At 60.7% G+C, this 12,454-nt stretch carries 11 protein-coding genes; 8 read left to right on the top strand and 3 right to left on the bottom strand.

Going from position 1 to position 12,454, the window contains the following annotated elements; translation table 11 throughout:
• The first annotated feature begins 140 nt into the window (after nucleotides 1-140).
• The 5 genes from N6L25_RS07870 (at nucleotide 141) to N6L25_RS07850 (ending at nucleotide 5,087) form a co-directional block, all read left to right on the top strand.
• The gene (locus N6L25_RS07870; RefSeq protein WP_271979253.1) at nucleotides 141-1,253 is read left to right on the top strand and encodes a branched-chain amino acid ABC transporter substrate-binding protein; all 1,113 of its coding nucleotides are present in this window, start codon (nucleotides 141-143) and stop codon (nucleotides 1,251-1,253) included.
• Nucleotides 1,254-1,419: 166 nt separating this feature from the next.
• Nucleotides 1,420-2,343, top strand: a complete 924-nt coding sequence (gene livH / locus N6L25_RS07865) for a high-affinity branched-chain amino acid ABC transporter permease LivH (protein WP_271979252.1) — start codon at nucleotides 1,420-1,422, stop codon at nucleotides 2,341-2,343.
• Nucleotides 2,343-3,614, top strand: coding sequence for a high-affinity branched-chain amino acid ABC transporter permease LivM (locus N6L25_RS07860; RefSeq protein ID WP_271979251.1), 1,272 nt, complete (start codon nucleotides 2,343-2,345; stop codon nucleotides 3,612-3,614). The genes livH and N6L25_RS07860 overlap by 1 nt, the downstream gene beginning before the upstream one ends.
• A gap of 6 nt (nucleotides 3,615-3,620) precedes the next feature.
• Nucleotides 3,621-4,376 carry a high-affinity branched-chain amino acid ABC transporter ATP-binding protein LivG gene (gene livG, locus N6L25_RS07855; RefSeq protein ID WP_271979250.1) on the top strand — a complete coding sequence of 252 codons (756 nt, stop codon included), beginning with the start codon at nucleotides 3,621-3,623 and terminating at the stop codon, nucleotides 4,374-4,376.
• A gap of 9 nt (nucleotides 4,377-4,385) precedes the next feature.
• A complete protein-coding gene (locus tag N6L25_RS07850; protein ID WP_271979307.1) occupies nucleotides 4,386-5,087 on the top strand; it encodes an ABC transporter ATP-binding protein in 702 nt (233 codons plus the stop codon).
• Between the two features lie 79 nt (nucleotides 5,088-5,166).
• On the opposite strand, the gene N6L25_RS07845 is transcribed toward N6L25_RS07850, so the two are convergent.
• Nucleotides 5,167-5,601, bottom strand: coding sequence for a hypothetical protein (locus N6L25_RS07845; protein ID WP_271979249.1), 435 nt, complete (start codon nucleotides 5,599-5,601; stop codon nucleotides 5,167-5,169).
• A gap of 321 nt (nucleotides 5,602-5,922) precedes the next feature.
• On the opposite strand from N6L25_RS07845, the gene N6L25_RS07840 reads away from it, so the two are divergent.
• The 3 genes from N6L25_RS07840 (at nucleotide 5,923) to N6L25_RS07830 (ending at nucleotide 9,253) form a co-directional block, all read left to right on the top strand.
• Nucleotides 5,923-6,387, top strand: coding sequence for a DUF3015 domain-containing protein (locus N6L25_RS07840; protein ID WP_271979248.1), 465 nt, complete (start codon nucleotides 5,923-5,925; stop codon nucleotides 6,385-6,387).
• A 158-nt stretch (nucleotides 6,388-6,545) separates the two neighbouring features.
• On the top strand, nucleotides 6,546-8,411 hold the full coding sequence (locus N6L25_RS07835) for an Lnb N-terminal periplasmic domain-containing protein (RefSeq protein ID WP_271979247.1): 1,866 nt from the start codon (nucleotides 6,546-6,548) through the stop codon (nucleotides 8,409-8,411).
• A complete protein-coding gene (locus N6L25_RS07830; RefSeq protein WP_271979246.1) occupies nucleotides 8,381-9,253 on the top strand; it encodes an alpha/beta hydrolase in 873 nt (290 codons plus the stop codon). The genes N6L25_RS07835 and N6L25_RS07830 overlap by 31 nt, the downstream gene beginning before the upstream one ends.
• Nucleotides 9,254-9,599: 346 nt before the next feature.
• Here N6L25_RS07830 and pnp read toward each other — a convergent pair whose 3' ends face one another.
• Both pnp and rpsO read right to left on the bottom strand, forming a co-directional pair.
• Complete coding sequence (gene pnp / locus N6L25_RS07825) at nucleotides 9,600-11,708, bottom strand: polyribonucleotide nucleotidyltransferase (protein ID WP_271979245.1); 2,109 nt, start codon at nucleotides 11,706-11,708, stop codon at nucleotides 9,600-9,602.
• Nucleotides 11,709-12,125: 417 nt separating this feature from the next.
• On the bottom strand, nucleotides 12,126-12,395 hold the full coding sequence (rpsO, locus tag N6L25_RS07820; RefSeq protein ID WP_271979244.1) for a 30S ribosomal protein S15: 270 nt from the start codon (nucleotides 12,393-12,395) through the stop codon (nucleotides 12,126-12,128).
• Nucleotides 12,396-12,454: the final 59 nt, after the last annotated feature.

Genomic DNA, 12,454 nt, shown 5'->3' with positions numbered 1-12,454 from the left:
GCGCTCCAACGGAGGAACCGCGTGTGGCAGCCCCAGCCCACCGCACCCGCAGCGGCCTCCTTGACAAGACCGAAGGCGTGGTGTTTGTTTAAACCGTTGAGAATATAAGAATAACCCTGACCCAATGTAGGACAGAGCCAATGAGAACTCCTGTTAAAAAAATCGTAACCGCGGTAGGTGCGTCCGTCGCGTTGATGGCAGCCGGTCACGCGTCCGCAGAGATCAAGATTGGGATTGCCGGCCCCATGACCGGCCCGGTTGCGCAGTACGGCGACATGCAGTTTTCCGGTGCCCGCATGGCCATTGAACGCATTAACAGCAATGGCGGCGTCATGGGCGAAATGCTGGAAGCCGTGGAAGTGGACGATGTCTGCGACCCGAAGCAGGCGGTGACCGTCGCCAACCGACTGGTCAACGAAGGTGTCCGCTTCGTGATCGGCCATCTATGTTCCAGCTCCACCCAACCGGCCTCCGATATCTATGAGGATGAAGGCATCCTGATGATCACCCCGGCCTCCACCAGTCCGGACATCACCGAGCGTGGCTATGAGCTGGTGTTCCGCACCATTGGCCTCGACAGCATGCAGGGGCCCGTTGCCGCTCGTCACCTGATCAGTCTGAAGCCCGAGCGGGTCGCCATCGTCCACGACAAGCAGCAGTATGGTGAGGGCATTGCCAGTGCAGTGCGCGACACCCTGCAACAGGCCGGCGTGGAAGTGGCGATGTTCGAAGGCATCACCGCCGGCGACAAGGACTTTTCGTCGCTGATCACCAAGATGAAGCAGGCTGACGTGGACTACATCTACTACGGCGGCTACCACCCGGAGCTGGGCCTGATTCTGCGCCAAGCCCGCCAGGCGGAGCTGGATGCGGTGTTCATGGGACCGGAAGGCGTGGGCAATAAAGACATCAACACCATTGCCGGCGATGCCGCCGAAGGTCTGTTGGTAACCCTGCCGCCGAGCTTCGATGAAAAGGAAGAGAACCAGGCGCTGGTTCAAGCGTTTGCCGATAAGGGCGAGGACCCCTCAGGCCCATTCGTGCTGACCTCCTATGCCGCGGTCCAACTGGTGGCCGACGGCATTGAACAGGCCGATTCCACCGACCCGTTTGAAGTTGCCGCTGCCCTGCGTTCTGGCAGCTTTGAAACCCCCATCGGTACAGTCCAGTATGACAGCAAGGGGGACATGCAGTCCTTCGAGTTCGTCGTCTACGAGTGGCATTCAGATGGCAGCAAAACTCCGGTAAACTAAGCCGCTATCGTTAACAGGCGATAATAATAATGAGAACACCTTCTCACCGTGATCCGGGAGAAGGTGTTTTTCTAAGCTCGCTCCCAATTCTGACAGCAACCGCGCTGGCACACCGGCGCCCTGTACGCGGAATTGAGTGCAGGCCGGTAGTCGGAGTCCCACACTCATGCAAGATGTCCTGTATTTCTTACAGCAGCTAATCAACGGGCTAACGATCGGAAGCGCCTACGCCCTCATCGCCATCGGCTACACGATGGTGTACGGCATCATCGGAATGATCAACTTCGCCCATGGCGAAATCTATATGATCGGCGCCTACACCGCGCTGATCACCATTACCGGACTGGCCAGTCTGGGCGTCGCCTGGCTCCCGCTGGTGCTGCTGGTGGCGCTGATCTGCGCGATGCTGGTATCCAGCTCCATGGGCTGGGCGGTCGAACGGGTCGCCTATCGACCGGTACGGGGACGCCACCGACTGATACCCCTGATTTCCGCCATTGGGATGTCGATCTTCCTGCAGAACTACGTTCACCTCGCCCAGGGTTCCCGCAACATCGGCTTTCCCGCCCTGATCGAAGGCGGTTTCCAGTTCGGCGCCGCGGATAGCTTCCAGACCTCCATTTCCTACATGCAAATCACCATCTTCATCACCACCCTGATCTGCATGACCGTGCTGTCGCTGTTCATCTCCCGTTCGCGTATTGGCCGGGCCTGCCGGGCGGTATCCCAGGATCTGGGCATGGCCAACCTGCTGGGTATCGACACCAACCGGATCATTTCCGCCACCTTCGTGATCGGCGCGGCCCTGGCTGCGGTAGCGGGCTTACTGTTGGGCATGTACTACGGCTCCATTGATCCGCTGTTCGGTTTCATTGCCGGCCTCAAGGCCTTTACCGCAGCGGTACTGGGCGGAATCGGCAGCATTCCCGGCGCCATGCTCGGCGGCCTGATTCTCGGCGTATCCGAGAGCATGACCTCCGGCTACCTCAGTGGCGAATACAAGGACGTGGTGTCCTTCGGCCTGTTGATCCTGATCCTGCTGTTCAAACCCACCGGATTGCTGGGCAAACCGGAGGTGGAGAAGATCTGATGGCCACACACTCTCTCAAGCATGCGCTGTTCTGCGCTGTTGTCACCCTGATCATTGCCTACCCCATACTGGGCCTGGACCTGGAGGCCCGAGGCACCAGCGTGGTCCTCGCAGGGGCCGATACCGCCACCGTGGTCTCGGTCCTGGCGGCCGCCCTGGTGGTGTTTGTCTTCCAGCTGTTCCGCCATCGCATCTTGGGCTCACTGGGCACCATGCCCTCGCTCAACCCCTTCGCCAATCGCGAACCCATGCCCCAGGACAAGCGTCAACGCCTGGAAACCATCGCCCTGGTGGTGCTGGTGGTCGCAGCCCTGATTTGGCCGTTTTTCGTGTCACGGGGTGCTGTCGACCTCGCCACCCTGGTGCTGATTTACATCATGCTGGCCTTGGGCCTCAACGTGGTGGTGGGTCTGGCTGGCCTGCTCGATCTCGGCTACGTGGCCTTCTACGCCGTCGGGGCCTACACCTTTGCCCTGCTCCACCAGTATTTCGGTGTCTCCTTTTGGGTTGCGCTGCCCGTTGGCGCTGGCCTGGCCGCGACCTTCGGCTTGCTGCTGGGCTTTCCGGTGCTGAGACTGCGGGGTGACTACCTCGCCATCGTCACCCTCGGCTTTGGCGAGATCATCCGCATCCTGCTTAACAACATGACCTGGCTGACGGGCGGCCCCAATGGCATAGGCGGCATTCCCGATCCCACGGTGTTCGGCATGGAGTTCGGTCGGCGGGTCAAGGAGGAAGGCAATGTCTCCTTTCACGAGATCTTCGACGTGGCCTACAGCGGCAGTCACAAGATCATCGTGCTGTACCTGATTGCCCTGGTGCTGGCGCTGTTCACTGCCCTGGTCATCCGCCGCTTCACCAAGATGCCGGTGGGCCGCTCCTGGGAGGCCCTGCGCGAGGACGAAATTGCCGCACGCTCCCTCGGCCTGAGCCGAACCGCGGTGAAACTGTCGGCATTCACCATCGGCGCCTTCTTTGCCGGATTTGCCGGTACGGTGTTTGCCTCCAAGCAGGGCTTTATCAGCCCCGAGTCGTTCGTCTTTCTGGAGTCGGCCATTATCCTGGCCATTGTGGTGCTCGGTGGTATGGGTTCCCAGCTCGGCGTCATCCTGGCGGCGGTGGCGGTGATCATCCTGCCGGAGCTGGCGCGGGAGTTCTCCGAATACCGGATGCTCATCTTCGGCGCCGCCATGGTGCTGATGATGGTCTGGCGACCCCAGGGGTTGCTACCCATGCGCCGGATCCACATCGAAATCAACAAACAGGAGTGACGCAGAATGCTTGAAGTACGCAATCTGTCCATGCGCTTTGGCGGGCTCCTGGCGGTGGATCAGGTGTCGCTGGACGTCCAGGAGCGCGAAATTGTCTCCATCATCGGCCCCAACGGGGCCGGCAAGACCACCGTATTCAACTGCATGAGCGGGTTCTACCGCCCCACCGGTGGCACCATCCTGTTCGAGGGCCGGGAAATCCAGGGCAAGCCGGATTTCAGGATTTCCCGCCTGGGCCTGGTGCGGACGTTCCAACACGTGCGGCTGTTCAGCAAGATGACGGTGGTGGAAAACCTGCTGGTGGCCCAGCACCGCCACCTCAACACCAACCTCATCGCCGGTTTGCTGCGCACCCCCAGCTACCGCCAGCGCGAGCAGCAGGCCCTGGACCGCGCCGCCTACTGGCTGGACCGGGTAGGGCTGCTGGACATGGCGAACCGGGAAGCCGGCAACCTGGCCTACGGTCAGCAGCGGCGGCTGGAAATCGCCCGTTGCATGGTCACCGAACCCAAGCTGTTAATGCTGGATGAACCGGCCGCCGGCCTGAACCCGGCCGAGACCCGAGACCTCAACCAACTCATCATCGGCCTGAAAGAGGACTACAACGTCTCCGTGGTGCTGATTGAACACGACATGAGCCTGGTGATGGAAATCTCCGACCGCATCAACGTCATCAATCAGGGCCGCCCCCTGGCCAGCGGCACACCGGACGAAGTCCGCCAGAACGACGACGTTATCAAAGCCTATCTGGGTGAGGCCTGAACCATGTCCATGCTTGTACTTGAAGACGTCCATACCCACTACGGCAAGATCGAAGCGCTGCACGGCGTGTCGGTTGAGGTCAACAAAGGCGAAATCGTGTCGCTCATCGGCGCCAACGGCGCCGGCAAGACCACCCTGCTGATGACCATCTGCGGCAATCCGCGCGCCACCTCCGGGCGAGTGATCCTGGGCGGTCGCGACATTACCCGCCAAGCCACCGCCAGTACCATGCGCTCCGGCCTTGCCATCGTGCCGGAGGGGCGGCGCATTTTTTCCGGCCTGACCGTGGAGGAGAACCTGCATATGGGCGGGTTCTTCAACAGCAAAGCAGAGATTCGCAAGAGCCAGGACTACGTCTACGAACTGTTTCCCCGGCTCAAGGAGCGCCAGTATCAACGCGCCGGCACCATGTCCGGCGGCGAGCAGCAGATGCTCGCCATCGGCCGGGCACTGATGAGCAAACCGCAGATGATCCTGCTGGACGAGCCTTCCCTGGGTCTGGCGCCACTGGTCATCCGGCAGATTTTTGAGATTGTCGGACACTTGCGGGACGAAGGCATCACCGTGTTCCTGGTGGAGCAGAATGCCCACCAGGCACTCAATCTGGCCGACCGGGGCTACGTGCTGGAAACCGGCCGCATTCGCCTGCACGACACCGGCGCCAACCTGCTGGCCAACCCCGACGTTCGCAACGCTTACCTGGGCGGATGATCCCGGGAACACAAAAAAACCGGGTTGTTGAACCCGGTTTTTTTCTTTCTCGGCCGGAGCCAATGCCCGACCGAGCCTATCACTGCACGCTGCGAATCGTGCCTTTGTAACCTTCCACGGTCACTTCGATGGTGCCATACACCACATAGTCGTTCTTCTTGACGACATAGCGCGGAGCCACGATTACATCCGCTCCGGACTCGGAAATGGCGTTATAGGCCGCCGCGGATTTCACCGCCGACACCGGATCCAGACCACCCAGGCTCAGGGCGCTGCCGCCGCCGTTGCCGTAGGTCATGCCATCGGCGTACTCGCTGTCGTCACTCAGGGTGAAAAACAGGATCTTGGTGGCAGAGGAATGGCCGGTGATTTTCTCGCCAACTTCGATATCAGCGGTCAGGTCGGTGGCAACGGTGCCGTTCAGCGGGACCGGGGAGGAACTTACGTTCATCGAGCTGCAGCCGGTCAGAGCGCCGGCCAGCAGAAGGCTGGAAGCGATAAGAGCTTTTTTCACTGATCAATCTCCATGTGTTGTATTCAGACCTTCATGGTCGACGCGAACTATACAGAACGGAACCGACTGTCACAACCACGCAACACAAAAACGCGTTTCAATACAATAATATACACGCGTTCACATTTTTCGTTAATGACCACATTTCTTTAGCACTTTTTGGCATAGCCAGTGTTGGCCTTTCGAATATCTTGACTATACTCTGGTCAACGGTCAGCTTGGATCTCAACGAGGATGTCTGGACCGTTAACCTACTGAATTTGAATTGAAGTACATTCGTAACGAATGTAACGTCAGTCAAACCACAACAAGGAGTGGACAATGAAAAAGCTGATTGTAGGCGCAATGCTTCTGGGTGCTTCCACCCTCACCTTCGCCCAACCGGGCTGCGGTGTTGGAGCCATGATCTGGAAGGGACAGTCCGGCGCAGCGCCACACATTCTGGCCGCCACCACCAACGGCACCTTCGGTAATCAGACATTCGGCATGACCACCGGCACCCTGGGCTGTAACACCAACGAATCTGTTCAGTCCATGGCCATGTACATGAACAGCAACGCCGACAAGATCGCCCGGGACATGTCTCGCGGCAGCGGCGAAAACCTGGACACCCTGGCGGTACTGCTGGGCGTTGAGCAGGTCGATCGTGACGCCTTCCGCAGCCTGCTGAAGGACAACTTCGCGGCCATTTTCCCAAGCTCTGAAACCACCTCGGGTGAAGCGGTTGACGCCATCGTCGCCCTGCTGGAACAGCATGAAACCCTGAGCAAGTACGTGGCGGCCTGATCAACCCCGCAACAGGATGACGACTGCGCCAGGGACGGCGCTATCTACGATGAGCCGTTGTTCACTATGATCCGTTGTTCACTATGATCCGTTGTTCACGGCGATCCGTTGTCCACGATGCCCAGCTGCCCAGAACGCAAATTGGTAACCAAGCATTCATGCCTGCACCCCTTCGTCTTGCGCTGGCCGCATTCGGCCTGGCGATCAGTACACTTACCCCGGCGGATACCGCCCCTAACACCAGCCAACTCGCCCTGGAACCCGGCTGGCTGACCCTGGGACACTACCGGCCAAACCGCTTCGGCAACGGCTACACCAGCCAGGCCGACGACCAGAATTTTTTCCTGAACCCGCTGGGCGAACTCTCGCCCAAGGCCGAACTCGACGCCACCCTGGCTGCCATCCAGCTACCGGGCTCGGGCGACGGCCATGCCCGCTGCCGCTTTCCAGCCCGCGACCGCTGGTTACGGGCCCGCCTGGATCTACCGGAAGCACCCATCAGCTGCCCGGCGTTCGAGCAATGGCAGCGCACCCTGAACACCGACACCGTCACCATGGTGTTTGCGGCCTCGTACCTGAACAGCCCGTCGTCCATGTTCGGCCATACCTTCCTGCGGCTGGACCCACCCAGTGACGACCAGAGTACCGATCTGCTGCTGGCCAACACCATTTCCTACGCGGCGGACGCGGCGGCCCACGACAGCGAGCTGTTGTTTGCCTACAAGGGCATCTTCGGGGGTTACCCCGGCATCACCACGGTGCAACCCTATTACGACAAGCTCCGCCTCTACACCGATATCGAGAATCGCGACCTGTGGGAGTACACCCTGAACCTGACCCCGGACGAGGTCGATCAGCTGCTGGCCCACGCCTGGGAAATCCGCGATCGTAATTTCGACTACTATTTCTTCGATGAGAACTGCGCCTACCGACTGCTGGCGCTGATCGATGTCGCCCGGCCGGGCACCAACCTGCTCGGCGAAGTCTCCACCCATGCCATTCCCTCGGATACGGTGCGCTGGATTGTCGATAAGGATCTGGTGTCAGAGATCCACTACCGTCCTTCCGCCGCCACCACCGTCAGCTACGGGCTCGATCAGTTGCCGGCGGCGCAACGGCAACTGGCCGCCGGCCTGGCTCAGGGCAACACCGCGGTGAGCGCCCCGGAAGTAAGCCAGCTCGATGCCCCCAGCCGCGCCCGGCTGCTGGACGCCACCTACGATTACGTCCGTTACCAGAGCGAAGCCGAAGGCTGGCCGAGGGCGCAGGCCGCCCCGCTGTCCCACAACCTGCTCAGGGCCCGCAGCGAGATCGACGATGCCACCGAGCCGTCGACACCGCCGCCCCCGGCGATCCGGGATGACCAGGGCCACGATACGTTCCGTGTCAGCCTGGGCAAAGGCCGTTTGGGAGACCGCAGTTTCAGCCAACTCACCCTACGCCCGGCCTATCACGACCTGCTCGACCCGCCGGACGGCTACCGGCGCGGGGCCCAGCTGCAGTTTCTCCGGCTCGATGCCCGCTACTACACCGGCCCTGATGAACTGCAGCTGGAGCGGCTGATCGGGGTGGAAATCCGCTCGCTATCGCCCCGTGACGACTTCTTTTCGCCCCTGTCCTGGCAGGTGGGCTTTGGCGGCCGACGCACCGATGTCGGCAGTGACCGGGTGCTGACACCCTACCTGGAAGGCGGAGCGGGTGGCAGCTGGGCGCTGAGCCCGGCCAGCCAGACCTTTGCCCTTGTCACCGCCGATCTGGAGATCGATGATGATATTCATCGCGGCTACGATTTTGCGCCTGGCGTGGATGTGGGCCTGCTGTATCAGAGCCCTCGGGCCAGCCTGCTGACGGGGGTGCGCAGCAAAGCCTGGATCGTCAGCAACCAGCACCGTCAGGATCAACTCTACCTGAACGGCAACGTCCATCTGGGCCGCCGGGCTAGTGTGTTTGCCGAGTTCGCCCGCGAACGTCACTTCAACCGGTATCAAAACCTATGGCAACTGGGATTGCACGGCTACTTCTGAACACCGCCACCCTCGCCTGCAGCCTGTTGCTGTCGGGCTGCAGTGGCCTGTTTTTCTACCCCGACCGGGTGGTGTACCTGACCCCGGACCGGCTCAACCTGAGCTACCGGGATGTCTACCTGGAGACCGGGGACGGCGAAACCCTGCACGGCTGGTGGCTGCCGGCCGCGACAGACACCAGCCTCGGAACGGTCTATTTCCTGCACGGCAATGCCCAGAACATCAGCAGCCACATCCTCAACGTAGCCTGGCTCCCGGAAGCCGGCTACAACGTGTTCCTGATCGATTACCGTGGCTACGGCCAGTCTACCGGCGATCCGGACCTGGCGGGCGCTCTGCACGATGCCGAAACCGGGTTACGCTGGCTGACCCAAAACCAGCGCTCCGCGCCGCTGGTGCTCCTTGGCCAAAGCCTGGGTGGGGCGATCGGCATTGCCCTGGCCAGCGAATGGAGCGCTCGCGGTGAACAGCCGCCGCTGGATGCGGTGATACTCGACGCCAGCTTTACCGGCTTTCGCGCCATCGCCCGCGAGAAGCTCGGGGAGTTCTGGCTGACCTGGCCGTTGCAGGTCCCGTTGAGCTGGACCATACCAGCCGACTACGAAGGCATCGACCACATCGCCGGGATCGCGCCTACGCCGGTGATGATCATCCACAGCCGCCGGGACGGCATCATCCCCTTCCATCACGGCCCGCAACTGTATGACGCCGCCGGAGAACCCAAGCAGTTTCTCGCCACCGATACGCCCCACGCGGCCACGTTCGTGGTGCCGGAATACCGTCAGGCCGTCACCGACTTCCTGGCGTCCCAACCGCTGCAGGCTTCCCGTCATCAACCATGACAACCTCGCCGGATGCAGTGAACGGACATGCACCACAGCTTCCAAGCAAACGCAATTGATGCGGTTCAGCAAGGCCTCACCGCATCCTACAGGTAAGCATGAGGAATTCTGAGATACCTACTCGCTGTACTCGTAGGATGCAGTGAACGAACGTAAACCGCAGCTTCCGTGCGAACGCGATTGATCCAGCTTGCCAGAGCAGAACCGCATTCTACCTATAAGCCACGGAAATTCCGGGATTAATAGCGGCAGTTATCGGCAGCCCAGCGCCGAGACAAAAAAACCCGCCGTCCGTTACCGGAGGCGGGTTTTTTGCTGCCTGGGGCAGAGGCTGTGGCCGAAAGGCTTACAGCTCGGTCGGCTGCTCGCCTTCCTTCACTTCCTTCATGGACAGTTTTACGCGACCGCGATTGTCCACATCCAACACTTTAACCAGAACTTCCTGACCTTCGCTCAGCTCGTCGGTCACGTTTTCGATGCGACGATCGGAGATCTGGGAGATATGGACCAGGCCGTCTTTACCCGGCAGGATGTTGACGAAGGCACCGAAGTCCACAATGCGCTCAACGCGGCCCTTGTAGATGGCACCCACTTCGATCTCGGCGGTGATTTCCTGCACCCGCTTCATCGCCGCTTGCGCAGCCGCCTGGTCCTCGGCGTAAATCTTCACGTTGCCGTCGTCGTCCAGATCGATGGAGGCGCCGGTTTCATCGCAGATGCCACGGATGGTGGAGCCGCCTTTACCGATCACGTCGCGGATCTTGTCCGGGTGGATCTTCAGGGTGGTGATGCTCGGGGCACGGGCAGACAGCTCGGCGCGCGGCACCGAGATGACCTTGGCCATTTCGCCGAGAATATGCTGACGGGCGTCGTAGGCCTGCTGCAGGGCAATTTCCATGATCTCGTCGGTGATGCCGTTGATCTTGATGTCCATCTGCAGGGCGGTGACGCCTTCGGCGGTACCGGCTACCTTGAAGTCCATATCACCGAGGTGATCCTCGTCACCCAGGATGTCGGTCAGGACCGCGAAGTTGTCGCCTTCCTTGACCAGACCCATGGCGATACCGGCAACCGGTGCCTTGATCGGCACACCGGCATCCATCAGCGCCAGGCTGGAGCCACAAACGGAGGCCATGGAGCTGGAACCGTTGGATTCGGTGATTTCGGATACCGCACGAATGGTGTACGGGAACTCTTCCAGGGTCGGCATCACCGCGGCCACACCACGCTTGGCCAGACGGCCGTGTCCGATCTCACGACGGCCGGGGCTGCCCATACGGCCAGCCTCACCCACCGAGTACGGAGGGAAGTTGTAGTGGAACAGGAACGGGTCCTTGCGCTCGCCTTCCAGGGCATCGATGATCTGCACGTCACGGGCGGTGCCCAGAGTGGTGGTTACGATGGCCTGGGTCTCACCGCGGGTGAACAGCGCTGAGCCGTGGGTGCTCGGCAGCACGCCGACTTCGATCTGGATCGGGCGCACGGTCTTGGTGTCACGGCCGTCGATACGCGGCTTGCCGTCGATGACGGACTGACGCACAGTGGCTTTCTCCACCTTGCCGAAGTATTTCTTCACCTCGTCTTCGGACGGCAGGCCTTCGTCTTCGCCGGCCAGCTTTTCAACGGCGGCGGTCTTCAGCTCACCCAGACGGGCATAGCGATCCATCTTGTCACGGATGGTGTAGGCTTCCTCGATACCGGCGGCGAAGTCGGCACGGATGGCTTCCAGCAGCCCGCTGTTTTCCGCTTCCGGCGTCCACTCCCAGCGCGGCTTGCCATTTTCAGCGGCGAATTCCTTGATGGCCTGCACCGCCACCTGCATTTCCTGGTGCGCGAACAGCACACCGCCCAGCATCTGGTCTTCGGTCAGGCCCTTGGCTTCGGATTCCACCATCAGCACGGCGTCTTCGGTGCCCGCCACGACCATATCCAGCAGGGAGGTTTCCAGCTCCTGGAAGGTCGGGTTGAGGAAGTAACCACGGTCATCGGTGAAACCTACCCGTGCGGCACCGATGGGGCCGTCAAACGGGATGCCGGAGATGGACAGGGCGGCAGACGCGGCCAGCATGGCGGCGATGTCCGGATCCTGGGTCTTGTTGGCGGACATGACGGTCAGCACAACCTGAACTTCATTCATGTAGCCGTTCGGGAACAGCGGACGAATCGGACGGTCGATCAGGCGGGAGGTCAGGGTTTCCTTCTCGGATGGACGTCCTTCGCGCTTGAAGAAGCCGCCAGGAATTTTACCGACCGCGTAGGTCTTTTCCTGGTAATTGACAGTCAGCGGGAAAAAGCCCTGGCCCGGCTTGGGCTGTTTGGCGCCGACCACGGTGCCCAATACGGATACATCGTCGATCGAAACCAGTACCGCGCCGGTAGCTTGACGGGCAATGCGGCCGGTTTCCAAGGTGACGGTCTTGCCGCCGAGTTCAAAAGTCTTCTTTACCGGATTCACGGTAACTCCTTAATCAATAAATTGTTGTGTTCATCTTCGTTGCGGCCGGCGGTCTTGCTTCCGGCCGGCGTTTACCGATCCACGATTCAGTCACGATGACGATAGGAGAAACCCGCCTGAAAGCTAACAGGCTGTTGGAAAACCCCGGGGCCTTGTCGGTCCCGCTCGACGACATGGAGAGCAAGCAACAACGCCGGGCCTTTCAACAACCTGCTATCAATTTCAGCTTTCGGTTACGACAGGGAATCCTTTTCAAAACACCGGACAAACCGGAGGCGGCACTGAGAGCGGAGCCGGCTGGCCACGATGCTGGCCGAAAGCGGTTCCGCAGGAGAGAAGCACAGGCGGCGGGAGGACCCGCCGCTTGCAAGCTGGAGCCCGGCAGGACCCCAGCTGGCCATCGTCCAATCCAGCGGATTAGCGACGCAGACCCAGACGCTTGATCAGCTCGAGATAACGATCAGCGTTCTTGTTCTTCAGGTAGTCCAGCAGCTTACGACGCTGGTTAACCATCCGAATCAGGCCACGGCGGGAATGGTGATCCTGCTTGTTGGCCTTGAAATGACCCTGCAGCTTATCGATGTTGGCGCTCAGCAGTGCAACCTGAACCTCAGGAGAACCGGTATCGCCTTCACCTTGCTGGAAGTCCTTAACGATCTGTGCCTTCTCATTGGCAGAAAGTGCCATAACTCACCTCTATGATTGCGATGCGATAACATTCAGCCGAACCGCGCATCTCTACAGCC

Source organism: Marinobacter sp. SS21, from assembly GCF_028369065.1.
In the GTDB taxonomy this organism is placed as follows: domain Bacteria; phylum Pseudomonadota; class Gammaproteobacteria; order Pseudomonadales; family Oleiphilaceae; genus Marinobacter.
The sequence above is the reverse complement of the archived record's forward strand: the minus strand, read 5'-3'. Positions and strand labels throughout refer to the sequence as shown.

What these genes read in the sequence shown, in the direction of transcription:
- N6L25_RS07870 (WP_271979253.1), top strand. Translation starts at nt 141, where the DNA reads ATGAGAACTCCTGTTAAAAAAATCGTAACCGCGGTAGGTGCGTCCGTC.
- livH (WP_271979252.1), top strand. Translation starts at nt 1,420, where the DNA reads ATGCAAGATGTCCTGTATTTCTTACAGCAGCTAATCAACGGGCTAACG.
- N6L25_RS07860 (WP_271979251.1), top strand. Translation starts at nt 2,343, where the DNA reads ATGGCCACACACTCTCTCAAGCATGCGCTGTTCTGCGCTGTTGTCACC.
- livG (WP_271979250.1), top strand. Translation starts at nt 3,621, where the DNA reads ATGCTTGAAGTACGCAATCTGTCCATGCGCTTTGGCGGGCTCCTGGCG.
- N6L25_RS07850 (WP_271979307.1), top strand. Translation starts at nt 4,386, where the DNA reads ATGCTTGTACTTGAAGACGTCCATACCCACTACGGCAAGATCGAAGCG.
- N6L25_RS07840 (WP_271979248.1), top strand. Translation starts at nt 5,923, where the DNA reads ATGAAAAAGCTGATTGTAGGCGCAATGCTTCTGGGTGCTTCCACCCTC.
- N6L25_RS07835 (WP_271979247.1), top strand. Translation starts at nt 6,546, where the DNA reads ATGCCTGCACCCCTTCGTCTTGCGCTGGCCGCATTCGGCCTGGCGATC.
- N6L25_RS07830 (WP_271979246.1), top strand. Translation starts at nt 8,381, where the DNA reads ATGGCAACTGGGATTGCACGGCTACTTCTGAACACCGCCACCCTCGCC.
- rpsO (WP_271979244.1), bottom strand. Translation starts at nt 12,395, where the DNA reads ATGGCACTTTCTGCCAATGAGAAGGCACAGATCGTTAAGGACTTCCAG.